The sequence below is a fragment of the Stenotrophomonas sp. YJH_SMC_25 genome, assembly GCF_059369595.1.
In genome coordinates, this window is record NZ_JCAFSV010000020.1 from 1 (window position 1) to 18,175 (window position 18,175).

General features: G+C 65.1%; 16 protein-coding genes. 12 read left to right on the top strand and 4 right to left on the bottom strand.

The annotated features are described in order from the left end of the window. On the bottom strand, positions 1-92 hold a 92-nt coding region (locus tag AC5P7E_RS19435), incomplete at its 3' end, for a transposase (protein ID WP_305099592.1). A gap of 278 nt (positions 93-370) precedes the next feature. On the opposite strand from AC5P7E_RS19435, the gene AC5P7E_RS19440 reads away from it, so the two are divergent. Both AC5P7E_RS19440 and maiA read left to right on the top strand, forming a co-directional pair. Then, positions 371-1,360, top strand: a complete 990-nt coding sequence (locus tag AC5P7E_RS19440; protein WP_005407957.1) for a fumarylacetoacetate hydrolase family protein — start codon at positions 371-373, stop codon at positions 1,358-1,360. A gap of 14 nt (positions 1,361-1,374) precedes the next feature. Further along, the gene (gene maiA, locus AC5P7E_RS19445; protein WP_005407958.1) at positions 1,375-2,043 is read left to right on the top strand and encodes a maleylacetoacetate isomerase; all 669 of its coding nucleotides are present in this window, start codon (positions 1,375-1,377) and stop codon (positions 2,041-2,043) included. Positions 2,044-2,087: 44 nt separating this feature from the next. On the opposite strand, the gene AC5P7E_RS19450 is transcribed toward maiA, so the two are convergent. The 3 genes from AC5P7E_RS19450 to AC5P7E_RS19460 form a co-directional block, all read right to left on the bottom strand. Next, positions 2,088-3,548: a UdgX family uracil-DNA binding protein gene (locus AC5P7E_RS19450; RefSeq protein ID WP_059036186.1), complete on the bottom strand. Its 1,461-nt coding sequence runs from the start codon at positions 3,546-3,548 to the stop codon at positions 2,088-2,090. Continuing rightward, positions 3,529-4,812, bottom strand: a complete 1,284-nt coding sequence (locus AC5P7E_RS19455; RefSeq protein WP_012479051.1) for a putative DNA modification/repair radical SAM protein — start codon at positions 4,810-4,812, stop codon at positions 3,529-3,531. Before AC5P7E_RS19455 ends, AC5P7E_RS19450 begins: the two co-directional genes overlap by 20 nt. 130 nt (positions 4,813-4,942) lie before the next feature. Beyond that, positions 4,943-6,070, bottom strand: a complete 1,128-nt coding sequence (locus tag AC5P7E_RS19460) for a PilT/PilU family type 4a pilus ATPase (protein ID WP_004141526.1) — start codon at positions 6,068-6,070, stop codon at positions 4,943-4,945. A gap of 121 nt (positions 6,071-6,191) precedes the next feature. On the opposite strand from AC5P7E_RS19460, the gene AC5P7E_RS19465 reads away from it, so the two are divergent. The 10 genes from AC5P7E_RS19465 (at position 6,192) to AC5P7E_RS19510 (ending at position 18,175) form a co-directional block, all read left to right on the top strand. Continuing rightward, positions 6,192-6,557: a DUF4398 domain-containing protein gene (locus AC5P7E_RS19465; RefSeq protein WP_005407961.1), complete on the top strand. Its 366-nt coding sequence runs from the start codon at positions 6,192-6,194 to the stop codon at positions 6,555-6,557. Continuing rightward, a complete protein-coding gene (locus AC5P7E_RS19470) occupies positions 6,554-7,438 on the top strand; it encodes an OmpA family protein (protein ID WP_099484605.1) in 885 nt (294 codons plus the stop codon). The genes AC5P7E_RS19465 and AC5P7E_RS19470 overlap by 4 nt, the downstream gene beginning before the upstream one ends. Positions 7,439-7,762: 324 nt before the next feature. Further along, the gene (locus AC5P7E_RS19475; protein ID WP_005407964.1) at positions 7,763-7,999 is read left to right on the top strand and encodes an HP1242/YdcH family protein; all 237 of its coding nucleotides are present in this window, start codon (positions 7,763-7,765) and stop codon (positions 7,997-7,999) included. Between the two features lie 300 nt (positions 8,000-8,299). Continuing rightward, entirely contained in the window at positions 8,300-9,670 is a 1,371-nt protein-coding gene (locus AC5P7E_RS19480; protein WP_114619135.1) for a pyridoxal-phosphate dependent enzyme, read from the top strand. Positions 9,671-9,793: 123 nt separating this feature from the next. Next, entirely contained in the window at positions 9,794-10,978 is a 1,185-nt protein-coding gene (locus tag AC5P7E_RS19485) for a cystathionine gamma-synthase (protein ID WP_114619136.1), read from the top strand. Beyond that, the gene (locus AC5P7E_RS19490) at positions 10,978-11,772 is read left to right on the top strand and encodes an ABC transporter permease (RefSeq protein ID WP_099527059.1); all 795 of its coding nucleotides are present in this window, start codon (positions 10,978-10,980) and stop codon (positions 11,770-11,772) included. Before AC5P7E_RS19485 ends, AC5P7E_RS19490 begins: the two co-directional genes overlap by 1 nt. Beyond that, the gene (locus AC5P7E_RS19495; protein ID WP_114619137.1) at positions 11,762-13,123 is read left to right on the top strand and encodes an ABC transporter ATP-binding protein; all 1,362 of its coding nucleotides are present in this window, start codon (positions 11,762-11,764) and stop codon (positions 13,121-13,123) included. Before AC5P7E_RS19490 ends, AC5P7E_RS19495 begins: the two co-directional genes overlap by 11 nt. Continuing rightward, entirely contained in the window at positions 13,120-16,575 is a 3,456-nt protein-coding gene (locus AC5P7E_RS19500) for a glycosyltransferase (protein WP_114619138.1), read from the top strand. The genes AC5P7E_RS19495 and AC5P7E_RS19500 overlap by 4 nt, the downstream gene beginning before the upstream one ends. Beyond that, positions 16,572-17,600 (top strand): GHMP family kinase ATP-binding protein, encoded by a 1,029-nt coding sequence (locus tag AC5P7E_RS19505; RefSeq protein WP_099527062.1) that lies wholly within the window; start codon positions 16,572-16,574, stop codon positions 17,598-17,600. Before AC5P7E_RS19500 ends, AC5P7E_RS19505 begins: the two co-directional genes overlap by 4 nt. Further along, complete coding sequence (locus AC5P7E_RS19510) at positions 17,597-18,175, top strand: D-sedoheptulose-7-phosphate isomerase (RefSeq protein ID WP_099527063.1); 579 nt, start codon at positions 17,597-17,599, stop codon at positions 18,173-18,175. Before AC5P7E_RS19505 ends, AC5P7E_RS19510 begins: the two co-directional genes overlap by 4 nt.

The following is an 18,175-nucleotide window of genomic DNA, read 5'->3' on the forward strand; positions in this document are numbered from 1 at the left end:
CCGTGGCGACGGGCAATGGCTTTGACCGATGTGGAGGTCTTGCAGGCCTCTTTGGCGACCTGCAGTTTGAAACGTGCGTCGTATCTGTTCATGTATCCCTCGGGGTTGGATCTGACGTCCAACTCCCGGGGGTCACTTCATGGACGGGTTTACGGCGTGTCCTGCCGGCCCACACCGCCCCGCCCAACCAGCAGAAAGCCAGAGCCGCTTTTGACGTTGCCGTTGCTGTTGCATTGAGCCGGTGCAGGGCTGCAAGCCCTGCCGAACCCCCCACTACGGTAGGGTGGGCCGATGCCGCGCTGCAGCTTGGCGCCGCCGCAGATTTGATTACACTTGAAACTTGTTTGCCCACGACTCCGGACACCCACCCATGAAGCTTGGTTCTTTGAAGGAAGGCGGCCGCGACGGCACCCTGATCGTCGTCTCGCGTGACCTGCGCCACGGCGTGCGCGCCACCGGCATTGCCGCCACCCTGCAGCAGGCTCTGGAAGACTGGAGCCACATCGCGCCGCGCCTGAACGCCCTGTACGAATCGCTCAATGCCGGCGACGCCGACGGTGTGTTCGACCTCGACCCGCAGGCCCTGGCCGCGCCGATGCCGCGCGCCTATGAATTCGTCGACGGCAGTGCCTACCTGCCGCACGTCGAGCGCGTGCGCCGCGCTCGTGGCGCCGAGGTGCCGGAGAGCTTCTACACCGATCCGCTGATGTACCAGGCCACCAGCGCCGGCTTCTACGGCCCGCGCGATGCGGTCAAGGTGGTCAGCGAGGAGTACGGTATCGACCTGGAAGCGGAGATCGTGGTGATCACCGACGACGTGCCGATGGCGGCCACCCCGGAACAGGCGGCGGGCCACATCCAGCTGGTCGGCCTGGTCAACGATGTGTCGCTGCGCAACCTGATTCCGGGCGAGCTGGCCAAGGGCTTCGGCTTCCTGCAGTCCAAGCCGCGCTCGGCGCTGTCGCCGGTGTTCGTCACCCCCGACGAACTGGGCGTTGCGTGGCAGGACAGCAAGGTGCACCTGCCGCTGCTGACCCACATCAACGGCAAGTGGTTCGGTGCACCGGAAGCGGGCGTGGACATGCAGTTCAATTTCGCCCAGTTGGTCGCGCATGCGGCCAAGACCCGTCCGTTGGGCGCCGGCACCATCGTCGGCTCGGGCACCATCGCCAATGAAGACACCAGCAAGGGTGCCTCGTGCTTCGCCGAGCAGCGCGTGGTCGAAACCCTGCGCGACGGCAAGCCGAGCACGCCGTTCATGTCGTTCGGCGACGTGGTCCGCATCGAGATGCTCGATGCCGCCGGTAACAGCATCTTCGGTGCGATCGAGCAGCGCATCGAACAGGCCGCCAAGCCCTGAGCATGGAGGCGGCCATGGAGATTCCGGTCGACGACGGCATCGTGCTGTACACCTACTGGCGATCCAGCGCCGCCTACCGCGTGCGCATCGGCCTGGAGCTGAAGGGCCTGGCCTGGGAGGCCCGGCCGGTGCATCTGGTGCGCGACGGCGGAGAGCAGCACCTGGACGCCTATCGCGCGCTCAACCCGCAGCAGCAGGTGCCGACCCTGCTGCATGAGGGGCATGTGCTGACCCAGTCGCTGGCGATCCTTGAATACCTGGACGAGCGCTTTCCGCAGGTGCCGCTGCTGCCGGCCGATGCCGCCGGCCGTGCGCGGGTGCGGGCACTGGCCCAGCTGGTGGCCTGCGACATCCACCCGATCAACAACCTGCGGGTGATGCAGTACCTGGAGCGCAGTCTGCAGCTGCCGGCCGATGCACGCACGCAGTGGACGCTGCACTGGATTGCCGAGGGCTTTGCGGCGATGGAAGCGCTGTTGGCCAACAGCCGTGACACCGGCACCTTCTGCCACGGTGACCGCCCCGGGCTGGCCGACCTCTGCCTGCTGCCGCAGCTGTACAACGCCCATCGTTTCGGCCTGGACCTTGCGCCGTACCCGACCCTTCGCCGCATCGAGGCCGCCTGTCAGGCGCTGGACGCCTTCGACCGCGCGCGCCCGGAAAACCAGCCCGACGCAGCCTGAAAGTAGAGGGACGGAGGGGATCAAGTCGCAAGTGCATTCACGACTTAATCCCCTCCGTCCCCTTTTTGCAGCAGTTGCGCGAGATCATCGCGGAACAGTGCATAGGCCCGTTCGCGGCGCGCGCCATCGCCTTGCCGCAGCACCCACGCCGGGTGCACGGTGGCGTAGCCGCGGGTGCCTTCCTCCAGCGTGTGCCAGCGTCCACGGTCGCGCGACAGATTGAAATCACGGCCAAATACCGAGGCTGCCGCGGTTGCGCCCAGGCAGACGATGAGCTGCGGCCGCACGCGCGCAATCTCGCCCATCAGCCACGGCCGGCAGGCCTGGATGTGGCGGCTTTCCGGCCGCTTGTGCAGCCTTACCTTGCCGCGCCGCTCATGGTGGAAGTGCTTCACCGCGTTGGTCAGGTACAGCGTGGCGCGATCGATTCCCAGCTCGGCCAATGCGCGGTCCAGCAACTGGCCGGCAGGGCCGGCGAACGGCTGGCCGCGCAGATCCTCGGTATCGCCAGGCTGCTCGCCGATCACCATCACCCGCGCATCGGCCGGCCCCTGGCCGAACACCGTCTGTGTGGCGGTCTCCCACAGCGGGCACTGGCGGCAGGCGCTGGCCTGCTGTCGCAGCGTCTGCAGGCTGGCGGTATCTGGGCGCGCTGCCGCAGCGTCCCCACGCATGGGAATCCTGCGCTGGGGTGCCTGCGCGGGCCGGTCATGCATTTCCTGCACGCGATCGCCCGCATCGCGCACCAGGCGCGGCAGCAGCTGCGCCTCGGGCAGGTGGCGCCAGTATCTGGCCGGCATCTCCTGCATCATCATCCGGGTGTTGAGCCGGGCCGGATTGAAGATGCTGGCGTAATAGGTCTGCCACAGGGCCTCGCGCGCATCTTCGGCCGGGGCGTCCTCGCGCCGTGCGCCGGGGCCGAAGGTCAGCGCCTGTCCATCCCACGCCACGCTGCGCGAAGGAGTGAGGATCGCCCAGCGCATGCCGGTGAAGCGGCGTGCGAAGAACGGCGCGACCCGGTCGACGATGTGGTGCTGTGGCTCGAACCAGGCGATGAACGCATCAGGTTGGCCAGGCACCTCGCGGAAGCGCACGAATGCCTTCATCTTGTGCGTGTCACGGCGGACGGCCTGGGCCAATGTCATCGCACGCAGCACATCGGCATCGGCGGGATTGGTCAGCACCGCGCGTTCGCCATGGGTGATCCGCCACAGCAGCCGGTACAGCAGTGACAGGCGCTGCGGTTCGCCATGGCACAGGCAGGTGTCGGCCAGTTCCAGGAATTCGCGCGGGACGCCGGGAACGCTTGCCTGTGCCGCCACCGGTGCCTGCTGCACCGGCGGCGCATCCAGCAGCGAAGCCTCGCCGCCTTCGAGCCAGTCCAATTGCTCGGGCCGCACGCCCCGCAGCAGCGCATCACGCGCGCCGTCGCGCCAGGCCTGCAGCGACCACGGCGGATCCACCCGCTGCGACCAGCGCGGCGCGTCAGGCTGCCGGCGGTGCATCGAACAGTGATCCCTGGCGCGGCGGCGGGGCCAGTTGTGCTCGCAGCGCGGCCGGGTCATCCAGTGCCTTGCGCGGGTGATGGTCGGCCAACAGCACGAACGGTAGCAGTTTGCTCATCGGCGCCTTCAGGCGGGCGATGTCCGCCACGCGCAGGCGCCCGTGCCGGCGCGCCATCAGCACCCGGTCTGCATTGCGCACGCCCAGGCCGGGCACCCGCAGCAGCATTTCCTTCGGTGCACGGTTCAGATCGACCGGGAAGCGTTCGGGATGGCGGATCGCCCAGGCCATCTTCGGGTCGATATCCAGATCGAGCATTCCGCCCTGGGTGGTGTCGGTGATCTCGTCCACGCCGTAGCCATAGAAGCGCAACAGCCAGTCGGCCTGGTACAGCCGGTGCTCGCGTTGCAGGGGTGGGGGCTGCAGCGGCAGCTGCCGGCTGGCATCGGGAATCGGGCTGAACGCGGAGTAGTAGACCCGGCGCATCCGGTAACTGCCGTACAGGCTGTCGGCGCTGGCCAGGATCTGCTGGTCGTTGGCCCCATCCGCGCCGACGATCATCTGCGTGCTCTGCCCGGCCGGGGCGAAACGGGGAGGGCGCGGGCGTGCGCTGCGGCTGGCCGTCGGCGCCACCGCTGCGGGGGCCTTGCGCGCCTCCTTGGCTTCCTCGATGCGCCAACGCAGTTCGCCCATCGCGCCGCGTATCGAATGCACCGTCTTCTCCGGCGCCAAGGCGCTCAGCCCGGCTTCGGTCGGCAGTTCGACGTTGATCGACAGGCGGTCGGCGTAACGCCCGGCGCTGGCCAGCAGTTCCGGCGAGGCCTCGGGAATGGTCTTGAGGTGGATGTAGCCGGCGTAGCGGTGTTCTTCGCGCAGTTGCCGGGCCACCTCCACCATCTGCTCCATGGTGTAGTCCGCATTGCGGATGATGCCGCTGGAGAGGAACAGGCCCTCGATGTAGTTGCGCTTGTAGAAGTCCAGGGTGAGCGTGACCACCTCGTCCACGCTGAAGCGCGCGCGTGGCACATTGCTGGACACGCGATTGACGCAATAGGCGCAGTCGTAGACGCAGAAGTTGGTCAGCAGGATCTTCAGCAGCGATACGCAGCGGCCATCGGGCGTATAGCTGTGGCAGATGCCCATGCCCTCGGTGCTGCCGATACCGCCGCTGGCGCGCGAATCGCGCTTGCCCGAGCCGCTGGAGGCGCAGGAGGCGTCGTATTTGGCGGCATCGGCCAGAATGGCCAGCTTGCGGATGGTTTCCATTGAGGAAACCTACGGATGAGGGGTCTCATTGGATGAGACGGCCCCTGAATTCTTCAGGAAAAGGGGACGGAGGGGATCAAGTCGTAAGTGCATATACGACTTAATCCCCTCCGTCCCCTTTTTCGTGCGGTCAGAAGCCGTGGGTGATGCTGGGTGCGCCGGCCGAGAAATCCGCGTACGGGTCATGCTCGCCGCTGCTGCCTTCGGACAGGCGGAACTTCAGCGCCAGGCCATCGCGCGAGTCGGCCGCGCGCAGCGCTTCCTCCTGCTCGATGGTGCCGGCCTTGGCCAGCCGGAACAGGCACTGGTCGAAACTCTCCATGCCCTCTTCCAGCGATGCTTCCATCGCCGCCTTGATCTCGTGCACCTGGCCGCGACGCAGCAGGTCGCGGATCATCGGCGTGTTGAGCAGCACTTCGGTGGCCGGCAGGCGACGGCCTTCCTTGTTCTTCACCAGGCGCTGGCTGATCACCGCACGCAGGTTCAGCGCCAGGTTCATCAGCACGTTCTTGTGCGCGCTTTCCGGGAAGAAGTTGAGGATGCGCTCGATGGTCTGGTCGGCGTTGTTGGAGTGCAGGGTGGCCAGGCACAGGTGGCCGGTTTCGGCAAAGGCGATCGCCGCCTCCATCGTCTCCGCATCCAGGATTTCACCGATCAGGATCACGTCCGGCGCTTCACGCATCGCGTTCTTCAGCGCGTTGTGGAAGGCATGGGTATCCAGCCCGACCTCGCGCTGGTTGACGATCGACATCTTGTGCTTGTGCAGGTACTCGATCGGGTCTTCGATGGTGAGGATGTGACCGGTGGTGGTGCTGTTGCGGTGGTCGATCATCGACGCCAGCGAGGTGGACTTGCCGGAACCGGTGGACCCCACCACCAGTACCAGCCCGCGCGGGGTCATGATGACGTCCTTCAGCACCTGCGGCAGGTTCAGCTCCTCGATGCTCGGAATCCGGCTGCGGATGGCACGGATGACCATGCCCACTTCGCCGCGCTGCTTGAACACATTGACGCGGAAGCGACCGGCATCGGGCAGGGCGATGGCCATGTTGAGTTCCAGCTCGCGCTCGAACTGCGGCACCTGGCCTTCGTCCATCAGCGAGTAGGCGATCTTCTTGACCATGCCCGGCGGCAGGCCGGTGTTGCCCAGCGGATAGAGCTTCCCCTCGATCTTGATGTAGACCGGTGCCCCGGTGGTCAGAAACATGTCCGAAGCGTTCTTTTCGGTCATCAGCTTCAGGAAGTAGCCGATATCCATTGCGAATTTTCCCCAACGAAACGGCCGACGCCCGTTGCCAGCACGGTGTCGGCTTGACGACAATGGCCGTGAACCGACAACCGGTACGGCCTCCCCAATGAAACGACTTAGCTTCGCACGAATGCGCCACAGCCTGTATGTGATGGCGTTTGCATTCGCACTGTCTGCCCCCGCCTGGGCGCAGGATGGCGCGATGGAACTGGCCCAGGCCCGGCAGGCGGTCGACAAGGCCACCCAGGCCGATGCCGACCAGTACGCCCCGGACCTGATCGGGCTGGCCCGGCAGGGGCTGGAGCAGGCCCAGCGCGCCGCCGGCGACCGCCGCGAGCGCAAGAATGCCCCGGCCATGGCCCTGCGTGCCGCCGCCGATGCCGACCTGGCCCGCGTGCGCAGCGAGGAAGCCACCGTGACCGCCCAGCTGCAGCTGCGCCGCAACGAGGTCAACCAGCTGCAACGCCAGCTGTCGACCGGGGAGGATCGCCGGTGAAGCCGATGACTGCCGCAACCCTGGCCGCGCTGCTGGCGCTGCCGACCCTGGCCGTGGCCGCCGACAACCCGATGGTGGCGCAGCTGAGCCAGCGCCTGCTGGCCATCCAGGCCAACCCGGATACCGCTGAGCTGGGCGCCTTCGAGCGCATGCAGGCCCAGCAGGCCATCGCCACCCTGGACAAGGCCAAGCGCCGCGACCAGGAGCTGGCCACCTACCTGGCCGAGCGCCGGGTGGAGATCGCCGAGACGGCCGTGCGTACCGCGCTGGCCGCCCGCGAGGTCGACCGCCTGGAGCGGACCCGCAGCGACCTGCTGATCGAGGCCAGCCGCCGCGACGCCGCGCGTGCCCGCCAGGAAGCCGAACAGCTGCGCATGCAGGCACAGATGCAGGCCGAGGAGGCTGAACGCCTGCGCCAGGCCGCCGAGGCCGAGACCCTGGCCCGCCAGGACGCCGAGAACGCCCTGACCAGCGTCGCCGGCAAGCAGCAGCAGCGCCTCAGCGCCGCCCAGCAGAACGCCGCCAAGCTCGCCCGCGAGGAAGCCGAGCTGGTGTCCGGCCAGAAGCTGCCGGGGTCGAAGTTCGATGGCCGCGGCGAGGTCTTCACCTTCCGTGGCGATGCGTTTGCCGCCGGCGCCTCCAGCCTGTCCGGCGGCGCCCGCAATCAGGCCAAGGCGTTGGCCGAATACCTGAACATCGGCAAGAAGGGCCGCCTGCGCATCGAGGCTTACGACAGTGCCAACGGCGTAGGCCAGAAGCGTGCCGAGGCCCTGCGCGATGCCCTGGTTGCGGCGGGTGTCGCGAGCAACCGGATCCAGCTTGCCGGCAAGAAGGCGGCCTCCACCCAGGCACGTTCAGCCGAGGTCATCATCGCCCCGTAATTGCTTGATATTGTTTGTTTTTCGTTGTGATGAGCATTCAGCCTGAACCCCGCCCCGGCGGGGTTCGGTCTTTTTGCCGCAGGGGTCTTGTACCCCGCCTTGAGCAGGCGTAGGGTCAATCGTCCGGGACGCAATGCCGCGGACCGGACGATGGGAGGGCCGGGCCGATGCAAGCAGGGCGCGAACCGCAGCAGATCGACGTGCGCAGGCCAGTGCCGCAGGTCGTTGCAGGCGTCCAGGTGGCCATCGACCGGCGCTCCTCCATGAACAACGCCCCGTGCCTTGCGGCCGGGGCGTTCGTGTATCTGTCGAAGGAGGTCCATCATGTTTGAAGATCAGCCCCAGAGCGAGATCGACGCACGTCGCGCGCGTGATCCGGAGTTCAGGGCGCTCCATGACCAGCACCGCAAGTTGAACAAGAAGTGCATGGACGCGGAGTTGGGTGTACTCCCGATCGATGATGTCACCCTGGGTCGCATGAAGCGCGAGAAGCTGCTGGCCAAGCAACGACTTCTGCGAATGTACGAAACACCGCTCCCAACGACGTCCCCCACGCTTTGACGCACCCCGTCACGCCCGGAACGGCGTGACCCGGCCATCGATGGCCCCGCCGGGCGCTCCTGCCCCGGCATCGCGGCACCGCCGATGAGGCGGCCGCGCCAAGGCACCACAGGCGGTGGTGCCTTGGCCTGCAGGCACAACTCACCGATGCGGGCGGTACCGGTCTCCTCGTCGATCCGGGGCCGTCCGCATCTCTTTCTGCGGGCTTGCGGCCCGTCTCCGCGCCGACCTGACATTCATCGCCATCCGACGGATAATCATCGGTCCGGCCCCCTGCGGCGCGAACCGAAAGTCCTCCGAATGCCCATTCATTCTTCCGTCCTCGAACTCATCGGCCAGACCCCGATCGTCAAGGCCCAGCGCCTGGACACCGGCGTCTGCGAGCTCTACCTGAAGCTCGAAAGCGCCAACCCGGGTGGATCGATCAAGGATCGCATCGGCCTGTCGATGATCGAGGCGGCGGAGCAGCGCGGCGACCTGAAGCCGGGTGCGACCCTGGTCGAGGGTACCGCCGGCAACACCGGGCTGGGCCTGGCTTTGGTCGCGCAGCAGAAGGGTTACAAGCTGATCCTGGTCGTTCCCGACAAGATGAGCCGCGAGAAGATCTTCAACCTGAAGGCGATGGGCGCCGAAGTCCGCCTGACCCGCTCGGACGTGGCCAAGGGCCATCCGGAGTACTACCAGGACCTGGCCAAGACCATCGCCGAGCAGACCCCGGGCGCCTACTTCATCAACCAGTTCGGCAACCCGGACAACCCGGCCGCGCATGAATTCGGTACCGGCCCGGAGATCCTGGAGCAGATGGGCGGCGACCTCGACGCCATCGTGTTCGGCTGCGGCAGCTCCGGCACCATGACCGGCCTGTCGCGTGCCTTCGCCAAGCTGTCGCCGAAGACCGAGCTGGTGCTGGCCGATCCGGTCGGCTCGATCCTGGCCGAATACATCAATGACGGCGTGCTCAACGACAAGTCGGGCAGCTGGCTGGTGGAGGGCATCGGCGAGGACTTCCTGCCGTCGATCTCCGACTTCAGCCGCGTCAAGAAGGCTTACGCCATCAGCGATGCCGAGAGCTTCCACACCGCGCGCGAGCTGTTGGGCAAGGAAGGCATCCTCGGTGGCTCGTCCACCGGCACCCTGCTGGCCGCTGCGCTGAAGTACTGCAAGGAGCAGACCACGCCGAAGAAGGTGCTGGTACTGGTCTGCGATACCGGCAACAAGTACCTGTCGAAGATGTACAACGACTACTGGATGCTGGACAACGGCTTCCTGGAGCGCCCGCAGTACGGTGACCTGCGCGACCTGATCCTGCGCCCGTACGGCCAGCGCGACACCGTGGTGATCGGCCCGAACGACCTGCTCACCACCGCCTACCAGCGCATGAAGCTGTACGACGTGTCGCAGCTGCCGGTGATGGACGGTGACCAGCTGGTCGGCATCGTCGACGAAAGCGACGTGCTGCTGCACGTCTATGGTGACGAAGCGCGCTTCCGCGACACCGTCGCCACGGCGATGGTCAGCAAGCTGGACCGGCTGGACGTGAAGTCGCCGATCGAGGCGCTGCTGCCGGTGTTCGACCGCGGCCAGGTGGCGATCGTGATGGACGGCAACGCTTTCCTGGGCCTGATCACCCGTATCGACCTGCTGAACTATCTGCGCCGTCGCGTGCAGTAAGCCGTTGATCGCAGACGTTCGCTGCTGAATCCCGGTTTATCCGCGTCAAAGGTCGTTAAGGCCGCGCTGGTAGACTTCCGCACCTTCGATGGCGCCGCGTGTCGGCGCCCCTCAGGAAAGAACATGTCCAACGCTACTTCCCAGGATCGCGCCCTGGCCCTGGCCACGCTGGCCATCCACGGCGGCCAATCGCCCGACCCCAGCACCGGCGCGGTGATGCCGCCGATCTACGCCACCTCGACCTATGCGCAGTCCAGCCCGGGCGAGCACCAGGGCTTCGAGTACTCGCGTACCCACAACCCGACCCGCTTCGCCTATGAGCGTTGCGTGGCGTCGCTGGAAGGCGGTACACGTGGCTTTGCCTTCGCCTCGGGCATGGCGGCCAGCTCGACCGTGATCGAACTATTGGACGCCGGCAGCCACGTGGTGGCGATGGACGATATCTATGGCGGCAGCTTCCGCCTGTTCGAGCGCGTGCGTCGCCGCACCGCCGGGCTGGATTTCAGCTTCGTCGACCTGACCGATCTGGCGGCATTCGAAGCCTCGATCACGCCGAAGACGAAGATGGTGTGGATCGAGACCCCGACCAACCCGATGCTGAAGATCGTCGACATCGCCGCGGTGGCCGCCATCGCCAAGCGCCATGGCCTGATCGTGGTGGTCGACAACACCTTCGCCTCGCCGATGCTGCAGCGCCCGCTGGAACTGGGCGCGGACCTGGTCCTGCATTCGGCCACCAAGTACCTCAACGGCCACTCGGACATGGTCGGCGGCATGGTGGTGGTGGGCGACAACGCCGAACTGGCCGAGCAGATGGCTTTCCTGCAGAACTCGGTGGGTGGCGTGCAGGGCCCGTTCGACAGCTTCCTGGCCCTGCGCGGCCTGAAGACCCTGCCGCTGCGCATGAAGGCGCACTGCGCCAACGCGCTGGCCCTGGCCCAGTGGCTGGACAAGCACCCGGCGGTGGAGAAGGTGATCTACCCGGGCCTGCCGTCGCACCCGCAGCACGAGCTGGCGGGCAGGCAGATGGCTGGCTACGGCGGCATCGTCTCGATCGTGCTGAAGGGCGGTTTCGAGGCGGCCAAGCGCTTCTGCGAGAAGACCGAGCTGTTCACCCTGGCCGAGTCGCTGGGCGGTGTGGAGAGCCTGGTGAACCATCCGGCGGTGATGACGCATGCCTCGATTCCGGTCGCGCGGCGGGAACAGCTGGGGATCAACGATGCGCTGGTGCGGCTGAGCGTGGGGGTGGAAGAGCTGGGTGATCTGCAGGTGGATTTGGAGAGGGCGCTGGGGGCGCAGGCAGTCTGATGGGAATTCTCTCGGTCTTCGGCAAGCATCGCTCGCTGGCTTTCGAGCTGACCCAGCGCGAAGTGCTTGGCCGCTACCGGGGCGCGAGCTTCGGTCTGCTGTGGTCACTGATAAGCCCGTTCTTGATGCTCTTGGTCTACACCATGGCGTTTGGCTACATCATGAAGGGGCGTTGGCCGGGTTCGACGGGTTCCACGACTGACTTCGCCCTCATCCTCTTCGCCGGGCTGACCGTGCATGGATTCTTTGCGGAGTGCTTCACGCGCGCGCCTCAATTGATCGTGGCCAATACCAGCTATGTGAAGCGCGTGGTGTTTCCGCTGGACATCCTTGGTTGGAGCATGACCTTCTCCGCGCTGTTCCATCTGCTGATGAACATCGTGGTCCTTCTGCTGCTGCACCTGGCAGTGAAAGGCAACATTCCTCCGACGGCACTCCTGGTGCCGGTGGTGCTGTTGCCGCTGGTGATCCTCACGGTGGGTGTGAGCTGGATCGTCTCCGCGTTGGGCGTCTATCTGCGCGACATCGGTCAGATTGCCGGTGTGATCGCCACCGCGATGCTGTTCCTCTCCTCGGCCATTGTCCCGCCGGAATCCGTGCCTGCCAGTTACCGCATCGTGTTCGAACTCAATCCGCTCACCTTCATCATCAACCAAGTGCGTGAAGTGGTGATCTGGGGACGGTTGCCTGATTGGGAGGGGTTGGGCGTCTATGCGCTGATCGCCTGCGCCGTGGCATTGGTCGGGCATCGCGTGTTCAACAAACTGCGAGTGGGGTTTGCCGATGTGCTCTGATCGTGTCGATTCGGAAGTGGTGATCGACGTCCGTGGGGTCGGCAAGAGCTACCACATGTACGAGCGCCCCTCGCACCGCCTGTGGCAGGCACTGGCCGGCAAGCGCAAGGCGTACTACAAGGACTTCTGGGCGCTGCGTGATGTCAGCTTCAGCGTGCGCCGCGGGCAGACCGTCGGCATCGTCGGTCGAAACGGCTCGGGCAAGTCCACGCTGCTGCAGATGATCGCAGGCACGCTCAATCCCACCGAGGGTTCAATATCGGTGAACGGGCGCGTCGCGGCGTTGTTGGAGCTGGGCAGTGGCTTCAATCCCGAATTCACCGGCCGCGAGAACGTATTCCTCAACGCGGCGATCCTCGGTCTTTCCCGCACGCAGATCGAGCAGCGGCTGGAGAAGATCCTTGCCTTTGCCGATATTGGCGAGTTCATTGATCAGCCGGTACGCAGCTATTCCAGCGGCATGTCAGTGCGTCTTGCTTTTGCAGTGATTGCACACGTGGATGCGGACATCCTCATCATTGATGAGGCGTTGGCGGTCGGGGATGCGTTCTTCTCGCAGAAGTGCATGCGCTTCCTGCGTGAGTTCCAGAAGCACGGAACGCTGCTGTTCGTCAGTCATGACGCGGCGGCGGTCACCAACCTGTGTGAAAACGCGGTCTGGTTGCAGAACGGCCGCATGCGCCTGTCCGGCACCTCGCAGGAGGTGATCGAGGCGTACATGACCGAGCAGCACGTGGTGGGGCGACGCGAGGTGGGCTCGGAAGAGATCGTGGTGGCGCACAAGAAACCACGCAAGATGCTCGACGATGCGGCCGATTTCCGCCAGGACGCCCTTCGCGAGGCCGGCGTGCACAACCGCATGACCCTGTTCGAGTTCGATCCGGACAATGTGGGCCAGGAGTTCGGTGCGCAGGGGGCGCGGATCGTCGACGTCCGCCTCACCGATGCAGATGGCAACCGTGTGCTGGTGTTCGAAGGCGGGGAACTTGTCCGGCTCGAGCTGCAGGTTTCCCTGCAGCAGGCACTGGACAATCTCATCGTTGGCTTCTACGTCAAGGATCGCCTTGGCCAGCGTCTGTTTGGCGACAACAGCTACTTCGCGTGCAAGGACAAGCCGGTCTCCGGTGAAGCGGGCGAGACGGTGGTGGGTACGTTTCTTTTCCGGATGCCGGTAATGCCCTCCGGCTCCTACATGATCGACGCAGCGGTTGCCTCCGGCGACCAGCATGATCATACCCAGCAACACTGGATCCACGACGCGCTGGAGTTCCGCGCGATGGACGAGACGATGCGCTTCGGGCTGCTCGGTCTGCCGATGCTGGCCATCGAAGTTTCCAAGGAGTCGAGATGATCGAGTTTACCGGTGAGCGCTTTGTTCCGACCGAACAAGGCGTGATTAGGCAGGAACACCTGCATCGCTATGCCTGGTGCCTGCCGCTGGTGAAAGGCAAGGATGTGCTGGATGTGGCCAGTGGCGAGGGCTACGGGAGTGCCATGCTGGCTGCCAATGCACGCTCGGTACGTGGCGTGGATATTTCCCATGACGCGGTGGCCCATGCGGCCGAGCGCTACGCGGCGCTGCCCAATCTCGCCTACGTGCAGGGATCTGCAGCAGCCATTCCGCTGGCCGACGACAGTGTCGATGTCGTGGTCTCCTTCGAAACCATCGAGCACCTGATGGAACAGGAGGAGATGATGGCCGAGATCCGTCGCGTGCTGCGCCCCGATGGCATAGTGGTCATGTCCTCGCCGAACAAGGAGGTCTATTCCGATCGCGCCGGGTATCACAACGACTTCCATGTAAAGGAGCTTTACCAGGCGGAATTCGAGGCGCTTGTCGGGCGCTATTTCCCTGCCTCGCGCCTGTGCGGGCACCGCATGGCCGTGTGCTCGACGATCACTCCGCTGTCGGAAGTGCAGCATGCCGAGAGTTACCAGGCGCTGACCGACACTGGTTCCGGTGTCGAGGCGCGTGTGGCCAATGTCCCGGATGCGGTCTACTTCGTGATTGTGGCGGCGGCCGATGTGTCCCTGCTGCCTGATACATCTGCCTCGATCCTCTACGCCGAGGGTGAGGATCTGTATGCACAGCAGCATGATATTGCTCGCTGGGCACAGGGCTTGGACAACGAGCGTGAAAATGCCATTGGCTGGGCGCGTTCGCTGGAAGCGGAGCTTGAGAAATCCCGCGCCGATTACCACCGCCTGGAAGGCGAGTTCGATGATCGCACGCGTTGGGCGCTGGAGCTGAATCAGATCGTCCAGGCCAGAGGCGACCACACTGTCACTGCCGAAATGCGCGCACGCAACGATGCGCTGCAGGCGCAGCTGGAACAGGCGCAGGCGCAGCTGGAACAGGCGCAGGCCGGACTGGAACAGGCGCAGAGCGAGAAGGCGGACATCGAAGCCGAACTGCGACGTCACCAGGAAGCATCGCAGTACGAAGCGGCCGAGCTGCGCCGACTGCTGCAGACGGCCCATGAGACCGTTGCCAGTCGTTCGGAAGTCAGCCGCGAACTGCAGCGGCGCTCTGGTCTCGCCTTCCGGTCCGCTCCGGAAGACACCTCCGAGCTGGAAGTACAGCGCGTCATCCGCGACTACGACGAACAGTTGGAGAGCCTGAACGAGGCCTTCGCAAAGGTGCTCGCCTCCAAGTCTTGGCGCATTACCCGTCCGATGCGTTTCGCTTCGCGCCTGCTGCGTGGGGATGTGCCGGCCATCATTGCGTCGCTCCGTGCCAGCGGTCTGGCCCGCAACCGATTGCTGGCGCCGCTGGCACGCCCGGTGCGTAACTGGCTCCTGCGCCATGACAATGCCCGCGTTGAACCGCTATCGGGTCTGGCGTTGCAGTCGGTGGTGGAAGATCCAGACGAAGTACTGAAGACCCTGTCCTTCCCGGTGCATGAATCGCCGGAAGTCAGCATCGTCATTCCCACCTACGGCAACCTGCAACACACCCTGGCCTGCCTGCGCTCCATTGCCGACCATCCGCCGGCGGTGAGCTATGAAGTACTGGTGCTGGAAGATGCCTCTGGGGATGCGGAGATCGAAAAGCTGGTCCCGGTTCCGGGTCTGCGCTTCCACCACAACCCGAAGAATCTCGGCTTCCTGCTGTCCTGCAATCAGGCGCTGGAGCTTGCACGTGGTCGCTACACCTACTTCCTGAACAATGACACGGAAGTGCGTCCGGGCTGGATGGACCAGATGCTGGATGTATTCCAGCGGATGCCCGATTGCGGCATGGTCGGTTCCAAGCTGGTCTACCCTGACGGGCGCCTGCAGGAAGCCGGTGGCATCATCTGGCGCGACGGCTCGGCCTGGAACTACGGACGCCTGAGCAACCCGGCCGACAGCCAGTACAACTACCTGCGCCCGGTGGACTACTGCAGCGGTGCCAGCCTGCTCATTCCCACCGCGCTGCTGCGTGAACTGGGCGGCTTCGATCCGGAATTCGTGCCGGCCTACTGCGAGGATTCGGATCTGGCGTTCCGCGTGCGCAAGGCAGGCTATCAGCTCTACTACTGCCCGACCTCGGAGGTCGTGCATTACGAAGGCATTTCACACGGCACCGATACCGGCAGCGGCATCAAGGCCTACCAGGTTGCCAACCAGAAGAAGCTGCGCGAGCGCTGGCAGGACGAACTGGCATGGCACGAGCCCAACGGCGAGCACGTGGTGCTGGCCCGCGATCGTGCCTGGCAGAAGGAAACGGTGCTGATCGTCGACCACTACGTGCCGCAGCCTGATCGGGATGCCGGCTCGCGGACCATGATTGCGTTCATCGACGCGCTGTTGGCACGTGGCTGCGTGGTCAAATTCTGGGCCGACAACCTGTACTTCGATCCGATCTATACCCCGCCGCTGCAGGCCCGTGGCGTGGAAGTGATGTACGGCGGCCAGTGGGTGGGCGGCTTTGCGCGCTATCTGCAGGAAAACCCGCACGTGCGCATGGTGATGCTGTCGCGCCCGCATATCGCCGGTCATTACATCGATGCCCTGCGCAAGCAGCCAGGCGTGCGCACCGTTTACTACGGCCACGACCTGCACTTCCGTCGCATGGACATGGAAGCCAAGCGGAACGGTGGCAGCGATGTCGAGGCACGTTCGATGGAACTGCTGGAGCGGCAGATGTGGAAGGCCGTCGACTGTGTCCTCTACCCATCGGCCGAAGAGGCGCAGGATGTGCACGCGCTGGAGCCCTCTGTCGATGTGCGCGCGATCCTGCCGTATGCCTTTGACCACTTCAACGATGACGCCGTGCCAGCCCAACGTGCCGGCATCCTGTTCGTGGCCGGCTTCGCCCATGGCCCCAATGTCGACGCTGCACAGTGGCTGGTCGAATCAGTGATGCCGCATGTTTGGGCGCGCCATCCCGGCGTGAAGCTGTCGCTGGTTGGGTCCAACCCGACCGACGCCGTACGTGCCCTGGCTGGCGAGCATGTCGAGGTGACAGGGTTCGTGAGCGACGATGAACTGACCGAGCGCTACGGTGCCGCGCGTGTGGCCGTCGTGCCGCTGCGGTTTGGTGCCGGCGTCAAGGGAAAGGTGGTGGAGGCCATGCAGCAGGGCTTGCCGCTGGTGACCACCGGTGTTGGCGCCCAAGGCCTGGTGGGCCTGGACGCTGTGGCTACGGTGACCGATGGCGACGAAGGCCTTGCCGCCGGGCTGGTGTCGTTGCTGGAAGATGACGCGCTGTGGCTGCAGCGTTCGCGCGCGGCAGCCCGCTACTGCCGTGGCCAGTTCTCGCGCGATGCATTGGGCCGTGCGCTGGAATCGGCATTCGCAATGGAGAAGAAGGCATGATCGTTCGTTCTCGCGCCCCCCTGCGTCTTGGCCTGGCCGGCGGTGGTACTGACGTGTCGCCGTTCTGCGACCAGTTCGGTGGCTACGTCATGAACGTGACCATCGATAAGTTCGCCTACGCGACCCTTGATGGCTCGCCCGATGGCCTGGTCGAATTCCACGCACAGGATGCCGGCGCGTGCGAGCGCCTGGATCCGGAGTCCGTCGTTGCAGACCCCGGCCCGTTGCAGCTGATGAAGGGCGTGTATCTGCGCGTCTGCAATGACTTCCTGCAGGGTGAGCGGCCGGCCATCCGTATCCGCGCGCATTCCGATGCGCCGCCGGGCTCCGGCCTGGGCTCGTCTTCGACGATGGTGGTGGCACTGGTCACGGCATTTGCCGAATACTTCTCCCTGCCGCTGGGCGAATACGAGATCGCTCAGCTGGCCTACCGCATCGAGCGCGTCGACCTGCAGTTGTCCGGTGGCAAGCAGGACCAGTACGCGGCAGCGTTCGGTGGCTTCAATTTCATGGAGTTCTACGACGCCGATCGAGTGATCGTGAACCCACTGCGCATCAAGGACTGGATCTGGTCCGAGCTCGAGGCAGGCCTGGTGCTGTATTTCACCGGCGTGTCGCGTGCATCGGCCAAGATCATCGACGAGCAGTCGCGCAACATCAAGGAAGGCAAGGCCAGTTCGCTCGATGCGATGCACCGGCTGAAGGTCGAAGCAAGCCAGATGAAGGAAGCGCTGCTGCGCGGTGATTTCGAGCGGCTGGCCCAGGTGATGCAGTCCGGTTGGGAAGCCAAGAAACTTAGTGCCAGCAGCATCTCCAACCCGATGATCGATGAGATCGAAGTGCTGGCGATGCGCCACGGCGCGCGCGCGACCAAGGTCTCCGGCGCCGGCGGTGGCGGCTTCATGATGTTCCTTTGCGATCCGGCACATCGGATCGAACTGGTGCGAGCGCTCGCGGGCGCTGGCGGCACCGTTTTTGATACACACTTCACCCACCAAGGTGCAACGGCATGGAAAATCGGATGAACGACTTCATCAAGGCCGAGTTCGGCAAGACTCTCGAGAACTTCCAGCGCATGTCGGCCGATGCGGCGCTGGCGTCGCAGATCGAGCAGGCAGTGGCACTGTGCGTGGACGCGCTGAAGGCCGGTCGCAAGATCCTCTTCGCCGGTAACGGTGGCAGTGCCGCCGATGCTCAGCACTGGGCAGGTGAACTGGTCAGCCGTTTCTACTACGACCGTCCGGGCTTGCCGGCGATTGCGCTGACCACCGACACCTCGATCCTGACCGCCATCGGCAATGACTACGGCTACGACTACACCTTCGCCCGCCAGATCGAAGCGCTCGGCCAGGAAGGCGATGTATTCGTTGCGATTTCCACCTCGGGCCGTTCGAAGAACATCATGCGCGCGCTGGACGCCTGCGAAGCCAAGGGCGCGCGCGTGATCGGCTTCACTGGCGAGCATGGCGGCGACATGAAGGATCGCTGCGACATCTGTTTCCGCGTGCCCTCCAATGAAACGCCGCGCATCCAGGAAGGCCACGAGTTCATCGGCCACCTGCTGTGTGCGCTGATCGAAAGCGAGATGTTCCCACGCTGA